At 45.4% G+C, this 21,912-nt stretch carries 17 protein-coding genes; 5 read left to right on the top strand and 12 right to left on the bottom strand.

The window, feature by feature from the left end:
- Positions 1-18: 18 nt before the first annotated feature.
- The gene (locus D9A03_RS05520; RefSeq protein ID WP_120496195.1) at positions 19-1,581 is read right to left on the bottom strand and encodes a trimethylamine methyltransferase family protein; all 1,563 of its coding nucleotides are present in this window, start codon (positions 1,579-1,581) and stop codon (positions 19-21) included.
- A gap of 181 nt (positions 1,582-1,762) precedes the next feature.
- On the opposite strand from D9A03_RS05520, the gene D9A03_RS05515 reads away from it, so the two are divergent.
- Positions 1,763-2,665, top strand: a complete 903-nt coding sequence (locus D9A03_RS05515; RefSeq protein ID WP_162937984.1) for a LysR substrate-binding domain-containing protein — start codon at positions 1,763-1,765, stop codon at positions 2,663-2,665.
- Positions 2,666-2,689: 24 nt separating this feature from the next.
- Here D9A03_RS05515 and D9A03_RS05510 read toward each other — a convergent pair whose 3' ends face one another.
- The 4 genes from D9A03_RS05510 to fliI form a co-directional block, all read right to left on the bottom strand.
- Positions 2,690-3,403 (bottom strand): helix-turn-helix transcriptional regulator, encoded by a 714-nt coding sequence (locus tag D9A03_RS05510; protein ID WP_120496193.1) that lies wholly within the window; start codon positions 3,401-3,403, stop codon positions 2,690-2,692.
- Positions 3,403-3,885, bottom strand: a complete 483-nt coding sequence (locus D9A03_RS05505; RefSeq protein WP_120496192.1) for a hypothetical protein — start codon at positions 3,883-3,885, stop codon at positions 3,403-3,405. The genes D9A03_RS05510 and D9A03_RS05505 overlap by 1 nt, the downstream gene beginning before the upstream one ends.
- Before the next feature lie 409 nt (positions 3,886-4,294).
- The gene (locus D9A03_RS05500) at positions 4,295-4,726 is read right to left on the bottom strand and encodes a hypothetical protein (RefSeq protein ID WP_120496191.1); all 432 of its coding nucleotides are present in this window, start codon (positions 4,724-4,726) and stop codon (positions 4,295-4,297) included.
- Positions 4,723-6,150: a flagellar protein export ATPase FliI gene (gene fliI, locus D9A03_RS05495; RefSeq protein ID WP_120496190.1), complete on the bottom strand. Its 1,428-nt coding sequence runs from the start codon at positions 6,148-6,150 to the stop codon at positions 4,723-4,725. Before fliI ends, D9A03_RS05500 begins: the two co-directional genes overlap by 4 nt.
- Before the next feature lie 310 nt (positions 6,151-6,460).
- Between fliI and ctrA the strand changes: the two genes are divergently transcribed.
- A complete protein-coding gene (gene ctrA, locus D9A03_RS05490; RefSeq protein WP_120496189.1) occupies positions 6,461-7,174 on the top strand; it encodes a response regulator transcription factor CtrA in 714 nt (237 codons plus the stop codon).
- A gap of 107 nt (positions 7,175-7,281) precedes the next feature.
- Here ctrA and D9A03_RS05485 read toward each other — a convergent pair whose 3' ends face one another.
- The 5 genes from D9A03_RS05485 to D9A03_RS05465 are packed head-to-tail and all read right to left on the bottom strand — an operon-like array spanning position 7,282 to position 12,968.
- Positions 7,282-8,124, bottom strand: a complete 843-nt coding sequence (locus D9A03_RS05485; protein WP_120496188.1) for a protein-glutamate O-methyltransferase CheR — start codon at positions 8,122-8,124, stop codon at positions 7,282-7,284.
- Entirely contained in the window at positions 8,121-9,305 is a 1,185-nt protein-coding gene (locus D9A03_RS05480; protein ID WP_120496187.1) for a chemotaxis response regulator protein-glutamate methylesterase, read from the bottom strand. The genes D9A03_RS05485 and D9A03_RS05480 overlap by 4 nt, the downstream gene beginning before the upstream one ends.
- Positions 9,305-9,670, bottom strand: coding sequence for a PleD family two-component system response regulator (locus tag D9A03_RS05475; RefSeq protein WP_120496186.1), 366 nt, complete (start codon positions 9,668-9,670; stop codon positions 9,305-9,307). The genes D9A03_RS05480 and D9A03_RS05475 overlap by 1 nt, the downstream gene beginning before the upstream one ends.
- Before the next feature lie 56 nt (positions 9,671-9,726).
- Entirely contained in the window at positions 9,727-10,182 is a 456-nt protein-coding gene (locus D9A03_RS05470) for a chemotaxis protein CheW (protein WP_120496185.1), read from the bottom strand.
- A 26-nt stretch (positions 10,183-10,208) separates the two neighbouring features.
- Positions 10,209-12,968 (bottom strand): chemotaxis protein CheW, encoded by a 2,760-nt coding sequence (locus D9A03_RS05465; protein ID WP_120496184.1) that lies wholly within the window; start codon positions 12,966-12,968, stop codon positions 10,209-10,211.
- 291 nt (positions 12,969-13,259) lie between these two features.
- On the opposite strand from D9A03_RS05465, the gene D9A03_RS05460 reads away from it, so the two are divergent.
- Positions 13,260-14,957, top strand: coding sequence for an iron ABC transporter permease (locus D9A03_RS05460; protein WP_120496183.1), 1,698 nt, complete (start codon positions 13,260-13,262; stop codon positions 14,955-14,957).
- A gap of 93 nt (positions 14,958-15,050) precedes the next feature.
- Here D9A03_RS05460 and D9A03_RS05455 read toward each other — a convergent pair whose 3' ends face one another.
- Both D9A03_RS05455 and D9A03_RS05450 read right to left on the bottom strand, forming a co-directional pair.
- A complete protein-coding gene (locus D9A03_RS05455) occupies positions 15,051-16,076 on the bottom strand; it encodes a Fe(3+) ABC transporter substrate-binding protein (protein WP_120496182.1) in 1,026 nt (341 codons plus the stop codon).
- A 264-nt stretch (positions 16,077-16,340) separates the two neighbouring features.
- On the bottom strand, positions 16,341-16,976 hold the full coding sequence (locus tag D9A03_RS05450) for a histidine phosphotransferase family protein (RefSeq protein WP_120496181.1): 636 nt from the start codon (positions 16,974-16,976) through the stop codon (positions 16,341-16,343).
- 414 nt (positions 16,977-17,390) lie between these two features.
- Here D9A03_RS05450 and D9A03_RS05440 point away from each other — a divergent pair, with 414 nt between their 5' ends.
- The gene (locus tag D9A03_RS05440) at positions 17,391-19,121 is read left to right on the top strand and encodes an NAD(P)H-dependent oxidoreductase subunit E (RefSeq protein WP_120496179.1); all 1,731 of its coding nucleotides are present in this window, start codon (positions 17,391-17,393) and stop codon (positions 19,119-19,121) included.
- Positions 19,121-21,901 (top strand): formate dehydrogenase subunit alpha, encoded by a 2,781-nt coding sequence (gene fdhF / locus D9A03_RS05435; RefSeq protein ID WP_120496178.1) that lies wholly within the window; start codon positions 19,121-19,123, stop codon positions 21,899-21,901. Before D9A03_RS05440 ends, fdhF begins: the two co-directional genes overlap by 1 nt.
- Positions 21,902-21,912 lie beyond the last annotated feature (11 nt).

The raw sequence follows: 21,912 nt of genomic DNA, 5'->3' as shown, positions 1-21,912 counted from the left end.
TAACCAGATCTTAAAGCTTTACTTTGCAGTCATCAGATCCCGGGACAGTTTGATATCGTATTCAGCCCTGATTTTCTGGTCAATTTTATCGCTGATATGACGTGGAAAATGACTGTTCATTGTTTCCCGTACTATGTTTGTCGCCTTCGACAGAGATGTTGGTCTTTCTTTCTCTTCCCATTCATTGGGACTGCTACGATCCGATGTTTCGGGATAAAAATATTCTGTTTCCATCACAGAAAGCGTTTGATCCGAGCCAAGATAATGCCCCGGTCCCTCTTCACAAACCTGACGAATTGCTTCAAGCGAAAGGGTGTCTTCGTTAACATCAATACCCCGAACCGTACGTAAAACAGACCCGATTGTATCATTATCAAGGACAAGGCTTTCCATACACATGCCTAAAAGGCTGGCATGCATGCCAGCCGCTTCATAAACCAGGTTCGTTCCCGAATTTCCTGTCACAGCATGATTATAGCCTTTTTCGGCCCCGGCCTGATAATCAGGAATTTTGGAATCACACATTCCACTGGGAACCCCGGTCGGTAAATCATAAAACCGCCCCATCTGGGCACAGGCAGCCACCAGCAAAGCTTGCTCTCCACTACCGCCACTCATAGCGCCTGTTCTTAAATCAGAAACAAAAGGCCAGGTTCCAAAAACCGCAGGAGCTCCGAGCTGAACAGCGTTTACATAAACAAGACCTGCAAGAACTTCGGCGACTTCCTGCACAACAGAACCAGCCAATGAAGCCGGCGATGTTGCACCCGCTTGCCCGGCAGACAGCATAAGCACAGGCATTCCTCCACGTACGGCAACCTCAAGGCATCGACAGGCATCTTCCGCAAACTTGAGAGGCGGCACCACAAAGCAATTGGACATGCTGACAAAGGGGCGTTCTCGCCATTTCTTTTCACTACCTGCGATCGTGTGCAGCATCTCAAGTGATTTTTTTACATGGCTTGGTTCAACCCAACTTGACCCAACATGTTTAGAGGTTCCCGAAATGGCCGCATAGCAGGTGTTAAAATCCATATCGAAGGGGTCTGCGAGATCACGACAAACCACGGAGCGCTGAAAGAAGTGAATATTATCCAGCTTGTCCACCATACGTGCGATATCATATAGGTCCTGCGTGGTTGATTCACGATAGCCCCCTGTATGGGCATCGACCATATGGACCGCCGCACCCGCTGTACCAAAATAGATCTTACTGCCTGACAGATCCATATCGTGCTTTGGGTCCTGCCCATGCAGTACCACGTTGCGGTTAACCTTTACCAACATGTCTTCGACAAGCGCACGTGGAAAGGTCAAACGACCATTGTCTTTAAGGACACCACCCGCAGCCGTAACAACGTCAATACAGCTCGGGATTGCGTCGGCAAGTCCAATATTCTCCAGTACATCCAATACCGCAGTATGAATACGCTTGATCTGCAAATCATTGAGAACTTTGTAATTTCCGCTTTCCAAACCAGGTTGGATCGCGCGTTTGTCTTCTGCTAAAGGTGCAGTACGCAAGGCTTGGCGGGCTTGACGTCCTCCCCGACGGCGGGGTGAAACAGCAACTTCACTCATGGGTATCTCCGAAAAAGATATTTGAGTCCATTGTCGGTCTCTGTTTACAATTCGACAAATGATCCTTTTTCACTAAATGGTCACTTTTACTCATCATTTAGAATTGACTTTGTGCCATAATCATAAGAAATCTCGATAGTTATCCAGATTTATTCCCACACTATACTTGAGGCTTTTGATATTGCTGAAGAAAAGACATCTACCAAATCTGAATGCTCTTCGTGCTTTTGAATCCGCTGCAAGGCATTTGAATTTCCGCCTCGCATCCGAAGAACTCAACATAACGCACTCCGCAATAAGTCATCACATCAAAAACCTCGAAGACCAATTGGGGGTAAACCTGTTTGCCCGTGCGGGTCGAAATGTCGTTCTGACTGAAGCTGGCAAACTCTACCTACCAATCCTTGTGGATAGCTTTGATCGCATCGCGGACGGGGCACGTCTGGTACAATCACTCGAACGTCCGAAAACACTGCTTGTGCAGGTCTATATAACCGTTGCCATGTATTGGTTATTGCCCAGAATTCACGAGTTTTACAAAGTCAGCAAAGGTATTCAGGCACAACTGAATACGTCTTATCTGGATTGGACTTTTGATCGTGCAGGTACGGATGTCGGTATTATCTGGGCTGCAAAAAAAGATCCGGATCTGGCCTATTACCATTTGGCTGAAGCACGTCTATCGCCCATGTGCCACAAAGATCTAACGACAGGCGATCGCCCTATTCACACCCCCGAAGATCTGCTGCAACACGATATTTTACAGCTGTTTAATCATAATCATGATTGGGCGATGTGGTTTCAGGAAGAAGGCATATCAGACTGGGCGCCGGATCAGGCAATCACTTTTGATAACTATCTCCTCGCTCTGGAAGCAGCAAACAAAGGCCGGGGTATTGCCATGACAAACAGCCCCTTTGCTACACCCAGAGACATAAACACTCCCCTTATCAGGCCCTTCGGCGAGAAAACCTGCCATAGCGGTGACTGGTATCTCGTTTGTAAACCCGAACTCGCTGAAAGCCACAAAGTGAAGACATTCCATAAGTGGTTATTGGAAGAACTTGAGAGAGACGCAACATAAACTTTGAAATCTTCTCAGATTCCTTCAAACAACCTTAATCTTATTTGACCTATAACAGAACTCCCTAGATCTCTCTGCGAGAAGAACTGCACTAGAAAAACTAGAAACGCCATATTTTTTGGCAATTCTCTCTCTCCTAATTCTCAAGGTAGGAACACTAATGTTCAAATATCTAGCTTGTTCAGCAATCGTTAAGCCTGGTTTATTAATTTGGATTTTAATAGCTTCTTTCTCTTTAGGAGAAAGACCTGAGAACTCCCTTTTATAAGGCTTTAGATGTCGCGAATTATACAGCCAACTATCAAGCTTCATCGTCATCTCAATATATGGTAAACATATACCCGTCGGATCAATGATTGCATGATCGTAAGCAAAGCATGCGACTGAATTTAAATCTGGAGATCCCGATAAAATTACAAGACAGTCCTTTATACCAAAGGAGTTCCAGTGCTTCTCACTTAAATTATCAGGGTCATAAAGCTTAAACTCGCCATTATTCTTTGCCTGAAGATAAGTAAACTTTGGCCAAATCCTCTTTCTAAAAGCCCAGGCACCAGGACACACTAAATCCAAGTCACAGCCATAATAGGCATCAAGAAAACCTTCCGGCATGCAATCATGAACAAAAACATACTCAGTCGTAAGTTTTTGCCAATAAAAATAAAGATTATCTTGTTTTGCTAGTAACTCAAAATCAGATAGACTACTACAGTTCTGGGCTTGTTCACGAGTTATCATTAGATCCTATTAGTATTATTTAAAACTGATGCGCTATTTATATGCTTTTCAATTGGCCAAAACTGCCTGTTGCCAAATTCAATCGGCTGATCGCCTGTCAGCCTAAAACCTCTTCTAATCCAAAACTTAATTAAACGCTGATCGGCTACTTCGCCCAAAATTCTGGTAAAGCCCATTTTCATACAATAGTTGTCTGCGAAAGTGGCAATCGCATTCAGGGTTTTAAGTCTATTTCTTGGTTCCAAATTTGGCATCAAAGCTAGACGACCACCATGTATAGTATTTGCACATGTATATCTAAGGCGCATACAAGCAACAGGTACAGTATTTTGGATTGCAAGAATATGTGTTACCAACTCAAAATCCCTACCATCAAACTCTTCGCTATATGGTTCTGTCGGTAAAAAGGCACTTGACCGAACGTGCTGGCACTGAACCCATTCATCCAACGAACTAACAACAATAACATCCAGTTTGCTCATCTCATTTCCTTATGTGCTATCGGTTGAAAAAAAGCAACATAAGTTAAAGCAAACATATACCTATCATGTTTTGCAGTCCAGCAGGAGCACACCTGAATCTTAGGTCCCGAAATAAATCAGAACCTAATTCAATGTCGGGAACGCGATAATTTAAATGTTTAAGAACACAGTTGCTACCAACTTAAGTCGACTTCATGTCTTTTGAGTGTGCTTCGTATGCAATTTAACTCTTTTAATCGTATGAATGCGGTGGTTTAAACCAGTATGAGACAATAAAGAAAACTTCTATTTTATAGTAATGAGCGTTAGCTCTTTAGAAAATCAAGTTCAACCCTAGACTATTTTGTAAACATGAACATTTCACCAAAGAAACAGATCGAAAATCTAAAATTGTTGTAATTAACAATAATCAATTATTTTCTGATGCCTTGCGGCGTCTGTACTGCTGTATTCCCATTTCATCGAAAACGGCTTGCTCTTTTTTCTTTAAAACATCCTGCTGACGCTTAATGTCATTCGCCTGCGCTTCTTCGTATTTTTTAAGATCCTGATAGACTTCATGCAGCTCTTGTTGCGCAATGGCTTTCAGAGTCATTACTTCTTCAATAGAGATTTCCAGGCGTTTACGTCGTTCACGTGCAGCCTCGACATAAGCCGGGTAAGTCTGAGCTACATCAGGATGCTGTGACGCAAAATCCTGTTCCTTCAAAACTTCTTTGTCCAGTTTCTCGATATCCTGCTCTAACTTAATCGCCAAACTCTCAAGGTCAGAGAGTTTTTGCTGGGCTTCGTCCAACTTCCAGCTATGTACCCGAACAATACTGTCAATTGGGGTCTTCATGATTCAATCCCCGTTCCTTCTGTATTGTGTTGCCCAAGGTTGTGAATATCCCCCGCCTGCGCATCGGGATTAAACTCAACCGCCGGATCACCGCCCTGTCCCCAGGGAAGACCAACTGCTGCGGCCAATTGTTCGTACCCTATTGCCAAGTTGCTCTCTTCGTACTTTCCCTGGGTAAGGAAAGCTTCCAATGCACCATTGTGCGCAATCGCTTCATCAATAACGGGGTCAGATCCTTCGGTATAAGCGCCAATACGAATAAGCTCTGCCATATTGTCATAGGTTGAAAGTAATTGTCGTCCCCGCGTCACCAACTCGTTCTCGGCGTCCGTATTACATCCTGGCATTGTACGTGAAACACTCCGAAGTAAATTGATTGCCGGGAATCTGTTCCGTTCTGCAATCGCCCGATCAAGGATAATATGTCCATCAAGAATACCACGAACAGCATCAGCAATCGGTTCGTTGTGATCATCACCTTCAACCAGAACAGTGAAGAGACCGGTGATTGATCCCTGTGCTTTTACACCTGGCCCCGCACGTTCCAAAAGCTGAGGAAGTTCAGCAAAAACCGATGGTGTATAACCTTTACTTGCAGGGGGTTCACCAGCAGACAGTCCAATTTCACGCATTGACATGGCAAAACGGGTGACAGAATCCATAAGACACAGTACATCCCGGCCATTGTCCCGGAAATATTCTGACAATGCCATTGTCATATAAGCTGCCTGCCGCCGCATCAAGGGAGGCTCATCAGATGTTGCAACAACGACAACTGAACGGGCAAGACCCTCCGGCCCCAAATCGTCTTCAAGCCATTCCTGGACTTCTCTGCCACGCTCACCGATCAGACCGATAACATTAACATCCAGAGAGGTATAGCGAGCCAACATAGATAACAAAACTGACTTTCCGACACCGGACCCGGCAAAAATCCCCATACGCTGTCCCTGGCAACAGGACAAAAAGGTATTTATTGCTCTGACCCCCAGATCAATTTTACCCCCGACACGCTGTCGTCCATGTGCCGGAGGCGGAGAGTTTCGAACTTTACAAGGATCTGGCCCCATTGGCAGAGGACCTTTGCCATCAATAGGCTCGCCCAAGGCATTAACAACCCGCCCAAGCCATGCTTCCGACGGATGAATAGAAGGTTCGCTTGAAGCAAGAATTGCTTTACACCCCAAGCCAATACCATCCAGTGACCCAAAAGGTAACAACAGGGCATGTCCTTGCCTGAAGCCGATAACTTCACATGGTACGCGCCTTTCATCTTTTGCAATCAAAATACAACGCGAACCGATCACCAATAACCGATCAAGACCGGATAATTCAACCAGCATTCCCAGAACACCGGATACTCTGCCATAGACCTGATAATCCGAGAGGTCTGATATCTCCCGGGTTAAACTTTTGAGAGGCATTCCGAATTCTATATCCTGTAAAAAACATTAAAAATGGTGCCACCAGGCATTCTATATCTGAATATCTGGGGGCTTATTCGACAAATCGACATTACTTTTACACATTCCTTTTAACATCAGCTTAACCAGAGATTCTTTCCAAAAAATCAATTTTCGCGGAAAATAGCGATATTATGTAAAATTTATTCTAAATTTCGGGATGTTTTTTAACTTTTAAAGAGCGCTGGTAAGGTTTTGTTAATATTCGTTACCGAAAATGGTTAACAATATTCATATTGGTTTAACGAACATTAACAACCGGAATTTGAACATGCGAGTCTTGCTAGTAGAAGATGATGCCCCAACAGCCCAGGGCATTGAAATGATGCTCAAGTCAGAAGGCTATGTCTGCGACACGACAGACATGGGTGAAGACGGGCTCGAAATCGGGAAAATTTACGATTACGATATTATCATCCTTGACCTGATGCTACCTGATATGGATGGGTACGAAGTTATTCGCCGCCTTCGTGCATCCAGAGTGGAAACACCAATCCTGATCCTGTCTGGACTCAACGGTCTGGACGACAAGATCAAAGGTCTTGGTTTTGGTGCAGATGATTATCTTACAAAACCATTTGACAAACGTGAGCTCATAGCCCGGATACAGGCAATTGTTCGCCGTTCCAAAGGTCATGCCGCTTCCATTATTAACACTGGTAAACTCAAGGTAAATCTGGATACGCGAACTGTCGAAGTTGAAAACAAGCTGCTTCACCTCACTGGTAAAGAATACGGTATTCTGGAACTTCTGTCTCTGCGCAAAGGCACAACACTTACAAAAGAGATGTTCCTCAACCACCTGTATGGCGGTATGGATGAGCCTGAGTTGAAAATTATTGACGTTTTTGTCTGTAAACTGCGTAAGAAACTGTCGAATGCAACAGGCGGTGAAAACTACATCGAAACTGTATGGGGACGTGGATATGTATTACGCGACCCTGTTGAAAACAGTGCAGATACACCACAGCTCGCTTCGGCTTGAAACAAGTTTTCTTATACTAAAACAATAGCTTTGAAATAAAAAAGGCGTCTGAAGTTAAACTTCAGACGCCTTTTTTGATGTTTCTTATAACTTCAAGGCTTACTTGTTTAAACTGCCGCTTTATTCACCAGCTCACCATTGCGAACCAGACCATATATCCCTCTTTTTCCAGGGATAAGCTGAAATTCGTCTGAAATACCGAGCACCGTTTCTGCACCGCCCAGATACAGGAAACCATCGTCAGGCATTTGTTTGGCAATGTTTTTCAAAACATTCGACTTAGTCGGCTGGTCAAAATAGATAAGCACATTACGGCAAAATACGATGTCAAAATTTCCAAGAGATGCCGGACTTTCAAGCAGATTAAAAGGCTTAAAAGTCACCATATTACGAATAGAGCTATCGATTTGCCAGCGATCACCGTTTTGTTGGAAATACTTCACAAGGAGATTGATAGGCAATCCTCTTTGTACTTCGAATTGAGTGTAAACACCTTCCTTTGCCTTGTCGAGGATTTCATTAGAGAGATCAGTCGCGATGATCTCTATTTTCCAGCCTGCAAGAGCAGCCCCGGCCTCTTTTAGCAACATCGCCAGTGTATATGGCTCTTGTCCACTGGAACAAGCAGCAGACCAAATTCTTATAGTTTTACTGGAAGCTCTTTTTTCCAGCATATGTGGGAGAACAAGATCTTTAAACTGATCAAAAGGCTTCTGGTCACGGAAGAAAAACGATTCATTCGTCGTCATAGCTTCCGTAATGTCATTCAGGATACGTTCATCATTCGTCGAACGAACCTTTTGAACAAGCTCGTCAAAACCACTAAGGTTCCACTTACGAGCAACAGGGTTCAAGCGACTTTCCAACAGATAGGCTTTATCCTGGCTCAGGACCAAACCGGAACGTTTCTTCAAAAACTGCGAAATAAAATCAAAATCACTCACGTTCATGCCGCCGACCTCATAACAAGTTGTCGTACATTGGATGCCATCTCCTTGATTGGAAGAACTGCGGAACAAAGCCCTGCAGTTGCTACCGCTCCTGGCATTCCCCAGACCACACTTGTTTGTTCGTCCTGAGCAATAACGGAACCACCAGCCGCCGTTACCACCTCTGAACCTCGTAAACCATCACTTCCCATCCCTGTAAGAATCAATACAAGAAGACGAGAACCATAAATTTTAGATAAACTTCTCAGCATCGGATCAACTGCAGGTCGGCAGAAGTTTTCCGGCGGTTCCTGGTTTAAGCGGATAACAGTATTCGTTCCCTGTTTCTCAAAAACCATATGATGTCCGCCAGGTGCAAGATATATGTGCCCTCCCTTCAAGACCTCTCCCTCTTCACCTTCTTTACTTGGCATGCTGGAAACTCTGGCGATATGTTCCGCAAGCAAAGCCGTAAAAGTCGCCGGCATATGCTGTGTGACCACAACAGGCTGTGTAATCGTTCCCAAATTTCCCAAAACATCAAACAGGGCTTGTGGTCCCCCTGTTGAGCTCCCGATTGCCAGAATATCCGGTTTCGCTATTGCATCTTTACGCAGTGTAACTGTCTTGCTCGGGTACAGATTGGACGGTGAATCCGACATCGTTTTCGGTTTTTGGGCCGCTGATGTTGCGGGCACCTGTTGCGTTCTTGCCGCCGCTGGTAACGGAGCCTTATGGCTGCTTCGTGCCACCTGCCCCAGCGCCTTAACCTTTTCCACAAGCTCGTGTTTAAAATCGCTCGCTTTGGTCAGTTCACCTGAACTGGTTGGTTTCGGAATATAGTCGGCCGCGCCCAGACGCAGTGCCTTCAAGCTTATTTCTGCGTTTTTTCGTGTCAGTGTCGATGCCATGATGACCTGAACACCGGGTTTCACCTGAAGCAACTTCGGTAAAGCCGTCAGACCGTCCATAACCGGCATCTCAATGTCCAAAACAACAACATCGATTTCCTGACTTGCCAAACGCTTAACTGCGATCTCACCATTAGATACAGATTCAACTACAGAAACTTGTGGGTCACCCTCTAAAATTCTGGTGAGGAGTCCCCGAATAACTGCAGAATCATCAACTACCATAATCCGATAGGCATTTTCGACTTTACCGCCTTTATCAGTAGTGGATGTATTCATCGACAAGGGCATTAAATAAGGCCCACCTGTATAAATTTAGACTCAATAATATCGCTATCAAAAGGTTTCATGATATATTCATTTGCCCCGGCAGCTATTGCCTGTTGTATGTGCTGCATATCATTCTCTGTTGTGCAGAAAACAACAATTGGCTGCTCAACATTCGGCAATGCTCTCAAATCCTTCAAGAACTCCAACCCGTCTTTAACTGGCATGTTCCAGTCAAGCAAAACAGCATCTGGCATGGATGCGTTACATACATCCAGAGCTTTTTGACCGTCCTCTGCTTCTTCAATGTTAAAGTTTAATCCTTCAAGAATTTTCCGCGCAACCATTCGCACGACCTTGGAGTCATCGACAACCAAACAGGTCTTCATATTTTTGCTCCAACTTATTTTTGAATACCCAAAATAACTGAACTAAGAAACATCAACTATGCAGCATCCGCATTTCGGCCATAGTCAAGGAATCTGTTTACATCCAGAATGACAAGAAGCTTACCATCCAAACGATAGATACCTTGCGAATAATCCCTGAAACGCTGGTCCAGTGTTGGTGGATTTCGCTCAAAAGAGCTTTCATCAACACCCAGAACTTCCCCGACGCTATCGACCATCAGACTGTAGAGATCGTTGCCATTTTCAACGACGATACTCATAGACTCTTTTTCGTCACGTGCCGGTAACCCCAAACGCTTCCTGACATCAATTGCCGTCACAATACGTCCGCGCAAATTCAATGAACCGGCAATCTCGGGCGGAGCCAAAGGAATAGGGGTAATACGCTGCGGATTAATAATATCCTGTACACTTAAAACCGGAACACCAAAAAGCTGGCCAGCGATATAGAAAGTAACAAAATCTTCGTTTTCCAAATAAGTATCACTCACAGTTTCACTCTTTCTATGAATTTATCTCACGCAGCGCCTTTAAGTTCTGCAATCGTATCTTGAAGCGTCATTAACAGGGCTTCGCGATCTGTTTTTGAAACATAATCTTTAAAGCCTGCAGCCCGACCACGCATAAGATCTGCCGGAGAGGCAAAAGCTGACAGCGCAACCATTGGCGTTTTCGACCAGCGATGATCTTCACGAACAGCTTCTGCAAATTCAAAACCGTTCATACCGGGCATTTCGATGTCCGAAACAATGACATCAAATTGCTCACCCTCTTCACACAGACTCAGCGCATCGCTGGCTGATTCAACCGCTTTCACATCATACCCTGCGACAGAAAGCATTGGCATCAGAAGATTGCGGAAGAAGGGACTATCATCCACAAGCAGGATTCTGGATCGATCACTTTCGAAATTTTCTTTACCTGCTTCTGACCCAAACCAATCCGGGTAAGCCTGTGTCAGGAAGTAACCGGCATCGACAACGTCTGTGGCCTTCTCGGCAATAATTGCACTGCCGATGTAACCTTCTTTCTCGGCACTGAGTTCGACGTTCATCCGATCTTCGACAATGTCGATAATCTCATCAACCACAAGCCCCATTGATCTCTCTCGATCAGAGAAGACCAAAACAGGCTGACGCCCTTCACTTTCGAGTTCCATACCAGCTTGCATTGGAATGAGTGGCATCAGTTGTCCGCGGTATTGAACAACATGTTGTCCGCCCGAACTTTCGACTTTTGCCAGATCAATTTCTTCCAATCGTGCAATAAGTGCAAGTGGAACCGCTTTTGGTGCATCATCACCGGAACGGAAAACAAGCATTGCAACTTTCTCGTCATTACCTGTGAGATGGCGATCTTCGTGTGCGCCCAAGTCTGCATCTGCAACGGCAATCTCGCCTGTTGCAGCGGCAATACCATTTGGATCAAGAATCATAACAACCGCACCATCACCAAGAATAGTATTTCCAGAGAAAAGCTGGATATCACGCAGGATTGGCGCAACAGGTTTAACCACAATTTCCTCGGTATCGAAGACACGATCAACAATGATACCAAAGGTGTAAGTACCAACCTGAGAAACAACAATGAAGTTGTCTTCTCTTATTTCTGGCTCATCCCCTTCAGGCTCTTCACCATCGGAAAGTTTCAGCAAATCACGTAATGTCACAAGTGGTAACAGACGATTTCTCAACCGTAGGACAGGCGTTTCATTAATATGTTCAATTGTATGTTCTGAATGTGCAGATGTACGTACCAGCTCCACAACAGACAGTTGCGGAATTGCAAAGCGTTCTTTACAGCATTCAACAATCAACGCAGAAACAATTGCCAGCGTCAGTGGGATTTTAATGGTAAAGATTGTTCCTTTGCCCTCTGTTGAGCTCAGTTCAATTGTACCACCAATTTTTTCAATATTGGTACGAACAACATCCATACCAACACCACGGCCCGACACAGCAGTAACCTCAGCTGCGGTCGAGAAACCGGGCTTGAAGATAAACTGCTGGATCTGCTGATCATTCATTCCATCAAGTTCACCTTCAGAGGCAAGGCCATTTTCGATGCACTTTTCTTTAATACGATCAGTGTTTAGTCCTTTGCCATCATCAGAAATCTGGATGATAATATGTCCGCCTTCGTGGAAGGCATTAAGAATGACCTGACCTGTCTCGGGTTTACCAGCGGCAATTCGATCATTCGGCATTTCGAGGCCATGATCCGCAGAGTTACGAACCATGTGCGTAAGCGGATCTTTAATCAGCTCCAGAACCTGACGATCAAGCTCTGTTTCCGCACCTTTCATCACCAGATCAATTTTTTTGTCCAGTTCGTGTGAAAGGTCGCGAATAATACGTGGCAATTTCGCCCATGCATTTCCGATCGGCTGCATTCGGGTTTTCATCACCCCTTCCTGCAAATCGGAAACAACGTGATTCAGACGTTGCAAAGGTGTCGCAAAGTCACTTTCTTTGTGCGCACGCAAGATTTGAAGTGTCTGGTTTCTGGTCAACACAAGTTCAGAAACCATCGTCATCAAGTTCTCGAGAACTTCGACACTCACACGGATAGACTGGTTCGCAACAGAAGATCCGGCATCTCCTGCCGGGGCTGGTGGAGGTGTTGCTTTTTTCTTTGCAGCTGGTTTCGCTGCAGGGGTCGGAGCTGGAGCAGATTCCGCAGGCTCTGCCTTTAGCTCAACAACTTCAGCAACAGGTGCAGCTTCCGGTGTCGCCGCTGCTTCGGCAGCAGCTTGAGCAGCAAGTTCTTCAGGTCCAAGTGCTTCACGGAAAGCTCTTTCCAGCTCATCTTCTTCGACGTCACCATCATCTGCAACGTCTTCAGCAGGTGGCGCCGCAGGAGATGGCACAGGAGCAGTGGCGTCTGATTCTCCAGCATCTCCACCCTCTGCGTGGGCATTCAATCGACTAATCAGGTCAGAGTCATCCCCTTCAGGTTCTTCCTCTGTTGCTTCCAATGTCCCGAGAATTTCTCGAATCTGATCCAAACACTCAAGAATAAGCGATACACCAGTCGCAGAAACCGAAAGTTCCCCGTCTCTGAACTTACCCATGATGTTTTCGCCCGCATGAGCAACAGATTCAAGTCTCGGTAACCCTAGAAATCCACAGGTACCCTTAATCGTATGCATTAATCTAAAAATGCTACTCAGCAGCTCTGCGTCGTTTGGGTTCTGTTCGAGCTTAACAAGTTCCATATCGAGTGTCGTGAGACCTTCATTCGTCTCAGTCAGAAACTCACTCAAAAGATCATCCATAACCGCGCTTCCATTCCATCTCTGATCAACCAAATCGGATGCACAAACATGCAGTCCACTATTAATTCAATGACAAGCTTGGCAAAGGAAGATTAATAACCTCTTACCCAACCCCCATCCTTTATTAACTTTAGTTGGAATAACGCGTATTTTATTGATTTTCAGGGGTTAAAGGGGTCATTTATTTATGACAAAACCTATACAAACCCTAGTCGTCAGGCTTTTGCCATGTTAGCAAATGGGAGTCGCAAAAAAATTTGCGACAATGACTAGTTTGACGGATTCGAGATTATGGCTCAAGGCCCGATAGCGGTTGAACAGAAAGCTTCAACCCTTCGCTTTAAAAACAAATTCAGATTTATGACCTGGTTAGCTCTGTTTGTTTCAGCGCTGTTTACCATACCAATTCTAAGTGTTGTCGGATCTGCATTAACAACAAAAAGTGATATATGGGGTCATCTGGTTGAGACTGTTCTTACAGATTACCTTGTAAATACATTCCTTTTGGCTGTCGGTGTTGCCGTTCTTGTTTCTATCATTGGGACGGGCACAGCATGGCTTGTTACCATGTGCCGCTTTCCGGGCCACAAAGTCTTTGAATGGGCGCTGATACTTCCCATGGCTGTCCCCGCCTATGTAATGGCCTATACTTACACGGATTTTCTGCAAGTAAGTGGCCCGTTCCAGGGAATGATCCGTGATATTTTTAATGTCGAGTTTCGGGAATACTGGTTCCCGGAAATAAGGTCTTTGCCCGGCGCAATTCTTATGCTGTCATTCGTTTTATATCCGTATGTCTATATGCTTTCGAGGGTAGCATTCCTCGAACAATCCATTTGCGCACTGGAAGTCAGCCGTACACTTGGCTGTGGTCCTTGGGGCAGTTTCTTTCGTGTTGCCCTTCCTCTTGCACGACCAGCAATCATCGCTGGAACTTCCCTTGCCTTAATGGAAACACTCGCAGATTTTGGAACCGTTTCTTTCTTTGGTGTTCAAACCTTTACAACAGGCATCATGAACGCCTGGACAAATATGGGTGATCTCCCCGCTGCGCGCCAGCTTTCCGCCTGCCTTTTGATTTTTATCCTCACCGTTTTCATTTTAGAAAGGGTCAGCAGGAGAAACGCACAATATCATCACTCAACAAATCGCTATCAAAATCTACCGGGGTATAAATTAGAAGGCCTTGGACAGTTCGGAGCAATCATCGCCTGTATAACACCCTTGTTTTTTGGATTCATTCTACCCGCAGTATTATTGCTGGATATGTCAATCACTTTGGGGGATCAACAATTCGGGGCCAAGTTTATCAAACTGGTTTTCAACAGTTTCACAATAGCATTGGTTACTGCAATCACGGCTGTTTCTATTGCTATTTTACTGACCTATACCAACCGATTACAACCCAACATTCTTTCAAAGACTGCAACGCGAATAGCATCTATGGGATATTCAGTCCCGGGAACTGTTGTTGCCATTGGGACACTCTTTCCACTTGCCATGCTTGATAATGCAGTCGATGCTTGGATGCGTGAGACTTTTGATATTTCCACAGGTCTCTTATTGACGGGCTCGATCACAGCTCTTGTTTTTGCCTACCTTGTCCGTTTCCTTGCTGTTTCTCTCAATGCCGTAGAAACTGGACTTGGGAAAATACGCCCCAGTATGGAAGATGCATCACGCACGTTAGGCTATGGCCCATTCAAAACCCTTCAACATGTGCATATTCCTATTATGAGTGGCAGCATTATGACAGCAGGCTTGGTGGTTTTTGTCGACGTTATGAAAGAATTACCGGCTACTCTGGTTATGCGCCCTTTCAATTTTGATACTCTAGCAACTCAAGCCTATAATCTCGCATCTGATGAACGTTTGTCAGAATCCTCCACAGCATCGCTAACAATTGTTCTCGTGGGGATTCTTCCTTTGATACTTTTAACGCGGGCAATCTCGAAAAGTCGCGCAGGATCAGAAGCTCAAGAAAGATAAAAGAGGAACGTTAACCAGCGCAATAAAAAAGCCCTGCAACTATTCATAACAGTTGCAGGGCTTTTGTATTCTCAAACTCTTATATCCCAGGTTTTATTTCCAGCCAACGCGGTCAAAAATCTTCTGAGCAGTAACCTGATTTTTGCCATAAACAGAAACGTTCACTGTATCAACCTTGAAATCACCCAAACCTTTAACAGCTGAATTCGGGGCAACACCTGAAACAACCGGGAATTCATTGTTGCCGTCAGCAAAGTAGCTTTGTGCCTGTTGATCAGTCAGATATTCAAGGAATTTCACAGCAGCTTCTTTATTCGGGGCAGATTTCACCACACCAGCGCCAGAAATATTCACATGTGTGCCTCGATCAGACTGGTTCGGGAATACATAACCCAGTTTGTCCGCAAGGCCTTTATCTTTATCTTTTGGCTTTGTCAGCAAACGAACAAAGTAATAGGAATTGGCAACAGCAATTTCACATTCGCCAGAACCAATACCACGCAGTTGGTTCGTATCCCCCTTCACAGGTTGACGTGCAAAGTTTGTCACAACATCAGACGCCCATTTTTCAGCAACTTCTGCGCCCTTTGCTTCTACGATAGAGGCAAGTAAAGACTGGTTGTAAATATTAGAGCTCTTACGAATACAAACTTTGCCCTTCCACTTTGGATCGGCCAGATCTTCGTAGCTTGTAATCTCACCGTCTTTGATTTTGGCTTTATCAAAAAAGATCATCCGGGCACGTGTCGACAAACCATACCATTTCTGACCAGGGTGACGCAGGTTTTCAGGGATATTTGCATCCAGTTTATTTGAAGAAACAGACTGGAAAATATCTTTCTGTTCTGCACGCCACAGGTTTCCGGCATCAACAGTAATCAGAACGTCAGCAGGGCTGTTAGCACCTTCACTTTTAATACGCTCGATAAGTGCAGCACCTTTGCCTTCGATAAGATTGACTTTAATGCCTGTCTCTTTAGTGAAATTATCATAGAGCGCATCATCCGTCTGATAATGACGGGATGTATATACGTTGACGACATCTTCAGCATAAGTTGCTGTGCTACCTATCGAAGCAGCAGTAAGCATTGCAGTTGTTGCTAACCAAGCAGCCTTCATGTGACTGTCTCCTATTTTCATCGACCTCTTTGGCCGATATGAGAACTAATTGAGAGAAACCTCTCTGTGAAACCGCAAGAAATATTGCAAATCATTCTCAATTGATCAACCAAAATTATGCGAATAGTTCTCATTCTTTGTCGTAACCCAAGCACAAAAAACAGCTCTCTGAAAAAGAAAGCTGTTTTACAAACATTACAAATAGTCGGGCATTAGAACAGACAGCATGTATTTCTTTTATTAAAGAAAGGCTTTTAAATGTTTTTAGAACGATACAATAAGTTGAACATGTCCATCGACGGAGTTGTTAATCAATAAATCCGTGCCACTTTGTTGCGCCAGAAAACGAGTAAAAAATGCGTGAACATTGCGCGGTGTCAATTCCTTGGTATCAACATTATCCGTCAAAGCCTCCATGACCTCTTCACGAATCGAAACCTGTTCACCTGATACCGTCACAGCTACAAAGGTTCCTGTATCAGCATTCCCGCTCAACGCAGTAATAACGCCGCCCCTTGGTAACATCTCGACACCCAGTGCGACAAGATTAAGAAGGACTTTACCCCCATTATCCGGCAATCCCTCGGGCGCAGTCAGATCCGGCCATTTAAAATCAACTTTGGTATGAGCCAGGTAATTAACAGCCAGTTGGTTTAAAGTCGCATAATCACTGCCCATGCGGCTCCCCGCCAAACCATAAGCCAGTCGATAAAACTGTAGAGTAGCCGCTGCTTGAGAAGCTGATGCCGATGCCAATTTCAAAGCATCATCTGCCATACCAAAGGAATCATCCTCCATAAGTTCAAGGCCATTGTTAACAGCCCCTACAGGCCCAACTAAATCATGACAGAGGCGCGAGGAAAGAAGCTCAAGAACACGAAAATCAATTTTACTATTCATTGGTTACAAAAATCTCTTTTAAGGATGTAGCTATTTTTTTAGTGAGCATGAAGAATTTCATAATGTTGCATATAAAATACCCGCATGCAGTTAACCAGAGATAAACAAAATTGATAAAACTATTATTGAAGATTGTTACAACAATGGCTTGTTTCACGCTTCCAGATAACATGTTCATAAGTAAACCCTATCAAAGCATAGGACTTTGCGAATGTCCGCTTACTACACTTCCTTGGTAAAGAACTGTAAAATGTAATAAGGAAGCTTCGAGAGTACGATAGAATCGTAGCGCGTATAAGAGCGCTGCCAGGACATCTTTGCCAAGTAAGAGGTTCCCCTTAAAGCAGAACATAATCGGGACAAACCCGAACACATGCCCCAATGAAGGCAAATTGTCGTGGAGAAGCATAAATAATGTCAGATAGCAGCGTCTTGGATGTCCCCTCTAAAAAAGACAGTCCCCCAGTTAAACGCCAAATCCACCCTGGATCCGGTCGTCGTAAGCCACCAGTATTTGCCAAGGGCCGCCAGCTTGAAATAGAAGCTCACGAAGAAATCGTTGCTCTTCTTGGTAATAAATCACGCCAAAGAGATCTTTTGATCGAGCACTTACATCTTATTCAAGACAAATATGGCAGTCTGTCAGCAGGTCATTTACAAGCCTTGGCTGATGAAATGAAACTTCCCATGGCCGAAGTGTACGAAGTTGCTTCCTTTTACGCACACTTTGATATTGTACTCGATGATGAAGAGGCACCTGCGGAAATAACTGTTCGTGTCTGCGAAAGCCTGAGTTGTGAAATGGCTGGTGCAAAAGATCTGCTAAAACATCTTCCCGACTCAGTTGCCCAAAACGTTCGTATTATACCCGCCCCTTGTATGGGACGATGTGATTGTGCGCCTGTCGCTGAAGTCGGTCACAATCATGTTGATAATGCAACAGTAGAGAACATCACGGCCGCGACAGAAAACAAAGACATTCACCCTGCAGCTGTCGATTACAGAGACTACAACGCCTATGTTGCAGATGGCGGTTACAAAGTGCTCCGTGAATGTTACGAAGGTAAATATGACCGTGACGAGATTGTCGAGCTTCTTAAAAACACTGGCCTGCGGGGACTCGGAGGTGCCGGCTTCCCTACAGGCCTGAAGTGGAGCATCATTCGCCAACAACCAAAACCTCGATTAATGGCGATTAATGGTGATGAAGGCGAACCGGGAACATTCAAAGATCGGCATTACTTGGAAACTGATCCACATCGTTTCCTCGAAGGTATGTTGATCGGTGCTTGGGTCGGCGAAGTAGAAGCAAGCTATATCTATATTCGTGACGAATATCCCGCCGTTATCAAACTTCTAAACAAAGAAATCGAGCGTGTTTACGCCGAAGGTCTCAATAACGGGATTAAGATTGATCTTCGCAGGGGTGCAGGTGCCTACATCTGTGGTGAAGAATCAGCTATGATTGAATCCATCGAAGGAAAAAAAGGTTATCCTCGCCACAAACCTCCTTTCCCATCACAGGTCGGCCTGTTCGGTTTACCGACACTCACAAACAATGTAGAAACTGTCTATTGGGTGCGGGATCTTATTGAAAAAGGTCCAGAGTGGTTTACGAGCCACGGCAGAAATGGTCGCAAAGGTTTGCGATCTTTCTCTGTTTCCGGACGCGTAAAAAACCCGGGCGTTAAATTCGCACCAGCTGGTATCACGATCAAAGAGCTTATCGCAGAATATTGCGATGGCATGGCTGATGGACATGAATTCAAAGCCTATTTACCGGGGGGAGCTTCCGGGGGTATTCTCCCCGCGAGCTTGGGCGATGTTCCACTGGATTTTGATACACTTCATGAACATGGCTGTTTTATTGGCTCTGCTGCGGTAATCGTGCTTTCCGATCAGGATAACATGCGAGATGTTGCCGTAAATCTGATGCGCTTCTTCGAAGATGAAAGTTGTGGTCAGTGTACGCCATGTCGTGCAGGAACTGAAAAAGCTGTTAGTCTTATGGAACAAGACAAATGGGACAAGGATCTTCTAAAAGAACTTTCCACAGTGATGATGGATGCTTCTATTTGCGGTTTGGGTCAGGCAGCGCCTAATCCTTTACTCACAGTGATGAAACATTTTCCGGAGGAACTGTAATGTCTGTTACTGCAAACACAAAACCGGTCAACTTTACACTTAACGGAAATGAAGTCATCGCTCAGCCGGGTGAATCTATCTGGCAGGTTGCGGACCGTCTGGGCACAGAAATCCCTCACCTTTGTTATCAGCCTGAACCGGGTTACAGGTCTGATGGGAATTGCCGCGCCTGTATGGTCCAAATAGAAGGCGAGCGTACGCTTGCTGCATCATGTATACGCCAACCGGCAGAAGGTATGGTTGTTAACACAGCAACTGAGCGAGCAAAAAAAGCACGGGAAATGGTGTTTGAACTGCTCGTTGCGGACCAGCCTACTCGCGAAGAAGCCCATGAACCGGATTCAAAATTCTGGAACTGGGCATCAGATATCGGTGTCACATCCAGCCGTTTCCCCGCTCATGAACGTCCAATGGCAGATTTAAGCCATACGGCAATCGCTGTAAATTTGGATGCTTGTATTAACTGTAATCTCTGTGTCCGTGCCTGCCGCGAAGTACAGGTAAACGACGTTATTGGCATGGCTTTCCGCGGGTCGAAATCCAGCGTTGTGTTCGATTTCAATGCCGACATGGGTGACAGTACTTGTGTAGCTTGCGGTGAATGTGTCCAGGCCTGCCCAACAGGCGCGCTCATGGAAAGCTCTCTTCTGAATGATGCAGGTGTCAGAGAAGATTATGCTGATGAAATTGTAAATTCTGTTTGTCCGTTCTGCGGTGTTGGCTGCCAAACCGAAGTTCATGTCAAAGATGATAAAATTATCAAGGTTGATGGCGCAGAAGGCCCCGCAAATGAAAAACGCCTTTGTGTGAAAGGCCGCTTTGGATTTGACTATATTCACAATCCAAACCGCCTGACAAAACCGCTTATCCGTCGCGATGATGCACCACGCGGCTGGAATATTGGTGTCCCCGACAACGATTTCTCTGCTTATTTCCGTGAAGCAACATGGGAAGAAGCACTCGAACGTGCGGCATCGGGTTTGAATAAAATACGCGATGAAAAAGGTCCAAAAGCTCTTGCTGGTTTCGGATCCGCCAAAGGATCAAACGAAGAAGCCTATCTGTTCCAGAAACTTGTTCGGACAGGTTTTGGCAGCAACAACGTTGACCACTGTACACGTCTTTGCCATGCATCATCTGTTGCAGCACTGATGGAAGGTGTGGGTTCCGGTGCGGTGTCTGCGCCGTTCACCTCGGTTGCAGATGCAGAATGTATTATCATTATTGGCTGTCGTCCCGGCTGGAACCACCCGGTTGCCGCCACATACATCAAACAGGCGGCAAAAGATCCAAACAAACACTTGATTGTCATGGATCCTCGCGGGCAAAGCCTTGTGCGTTATGCTGATAATCACCTGCAGTTCAAGCCTGGCCGTGATGTCGCTATGCTAAACGCAATGATCTATACAATCATCGAAGAAAAGCTATATGATCTTCAGTACGTTCAAGCCAACACCGAAGGTTTTGAAGAGTTAAAAGAAAATATCAAGGATTTTGCCCCCGAAGATATGGCAGAAATCTGTGGTATTGATGCGCAAACCCTACGTGAGACTGCACGCCTTTATGCAACTTCCGAAGCCTCCCTTATCCTTTGGGGGATGGGTGTATCCCAGCACACCCACGGTACGGATAATGTTCGCAGCTTGATCGCCATGTCCCTGATCACAGGTCAGATTGGTCGCCCGGGTACAGGTCTTCACCCACTCCGCGGCCAAAACAATGTGCAGGGAGCATCAGACGCCGGCCTTATTCCAATGCTTTACCCAGATTATCAATCGGTCGAGAACGAAGAAATTCGCAGCCGTATGGAAGATTTCTGGGGCATGGAACTCGATAAGAAAAAAGGCCTGACCGTTGTTGAGATCATGGATGCGATTCATGATGGCAACATCACCGGTATGTTCATTCAGGGTGAAAACCCTGCGATGTCTGACCCAGATCAACAGCATGCGCGCGAAGCCCTATCCATGCTGGATCATCTGGTGGTTCAAGATATCTTCATGACAGAAACGGCTTGGCATGCTGATGTCATCTTGCCGTCTTCTGCCCATGCCGAAAAAGATGGTACCTTTACCAATACCAACCGCCAGGTTCAGATGGGGCGTGCAGCCGTACCCCCGCCGGGTGATGCCAGACAGGATTGGGAGCTCATTCAGGAACTTGCCCAACGCATGGGACTTGATTGGAGCTATACGCACCCACGTGATGTTTTCAATGAAATGGCACAGGTTATGCCATCCCTGAACAACATCACGTGGGAAAGGTTATCACGTGAAAATGTGGTCACCTATCCTTGTACAAGCAAAGATGGCCCAGGCACAGAGATCCTCTTTGCTCAAGGTTTCCCGACAGCTTCAGGCCGTGGCAAGCTTGTTTCAACAGCTCTGATTGATCCAGCAGAACTACCGGACAAGGAGTTCCCGCTTGTTCTAACCACCGGACGTCTTCTGGAGCATTGGCACACAGGCGCGATGACCCGTCGTTCTGAAGTTCTAGATAATCTAGAGCCGGAAGCTGTTGTTTTCATCAACCGTTTGGATATGAAAAAACTTGATCTGGATGCTGGTGACTGGGTGGCCGTCTCTACAAGACGTGGAACTGTTAGCCTTAAAGTTCGTCAAGATCGTGAAGTCCCAGAAGGCATGATATTTATGCCATTCTGCTTCTCTGAAGCTGCGGCGAACATGTTAACAAACCCGCAACTTGATCCATTCGGAAAGATTCCGGAATTCAAGTACAGCGCAGCAAGAATTGAACCTCTTGCCGTTGCAGCGGAATAATTCAGATACGT

Origin of the sequence: Kiloniella sp. EL199 (assembly GCF_900313065.1) — a bacterium.
Classification (GTDB): domain Bacteria; phylum Pseudomonadota; class Alphaproteobacteria; order Kiloniellales; family Kiloniellaceae; genus Kiloniella.
Note: the sequence above shows the minus strand (reverse complement) of the source record. Positions and strands in the feature narration are given on the sequence as shown.

Coding starts and splice junctions, on each gene's coding strand:
- D9A03_RS05485 (WP_120496188.1), bottom strand. CDS start 8,124: ATGAACGTGAGTGATTTTGATTTTATTTCGCAGTTTTTGAAGAAACGT.
- D9A03_RS05455 (WP_120496182.1), bottom strand. CDS start 16,076: ATGAAGGCTGCTTGGTTAGCAACAACTGCAATGCTTACTGCTGCTTCG.
- D9A03_RS05520 (WP_120496195.1), bottom strand. CDS start 1,581: ATGAGTGAAGTTGCTGTTTCACCCCGCCGTCGGGGAGGACGTCAAGCC.
- D9A03_RS05500 (WP_120496191.1), bottom strand. CDS start 4,726: ATGAAGACCCCAATTGACAGTATTGTTCGGGTACATAGCTGGAAGTTG.
- D9A03_RS05505 (WP_120496192.1), bottom strand. CDS start 3,885: ATGAGCAAACTGGATGTTATTGTTGTTAGTTCGTTGGATGAATGGGTT.
- D9A03_RS05465 (WP_120496184.1), bottom strand. CDS start 12,968: ATGGATGATCTTTTGAGTGAGTTTCTGACTGAGACGAATGAAGGTCTC.
- D9A03_RS05440 (WP_120496179.1), top strand. CDS start 17,391: ATGTCAGATAGCAGCGTCTTGGATGTCCCCTCTAAAAAAGACAGTCCC.
- D9A03_RS05450 (WP_120496181.1), bottom strand. CDS start 16,976: ATGAATAGTAAAATTGATTTTCGTGTTCTTGAGCTTCTTTCCTCGCGC.
- D9A03_RS05475 (WP_120496186.1), bottom strand. CDS start 9,670: ATGAAGACCTGTTTGGTTGTCGATGACTCCAAGGTCGTGCGAATGGTT.
- D9A03_RS05480 (WP_120496187.1), bottom strand. CDS start 9,305: ATGCCCTTGTCGATGAATACATCCACTACTGATAAAGGCGGTAAAGTC.
- fdhF (WP_120496178.1), top strand. CDS start 19,121: ATGTCTGTTACTGCAAACACAAAACCGGTCAACTTTACACTTAACGGA.
- D9A03_RS05510 (WP_120496193.1), bottom strand. CDS start 3,403: ATGATAACTCGTGAACAAGCCCAGAACTGTAGTAGTCTATCTGATTTT.
- ctrA (WP_120496189.1), top strand. CDS start 6,461: ATGCGAGTCTTGCTAGTAGAAGATGATGCCCCAACAGCCCAGGGCATT.
- D9A03_RS05460 (WP_120496183.1), top strand. CDS start 13,260: ATGGCTCAAGGCCCGATAGCGGTTGAACAGAAAGCTTCAACCCTTCGC.
- fliI (WP_120496190.1), bottom strand. CDS start 6,150: ATGCCTCTCAAAAGTTTAACCCGGGAGATATCAGACCTCTCGGATTAT.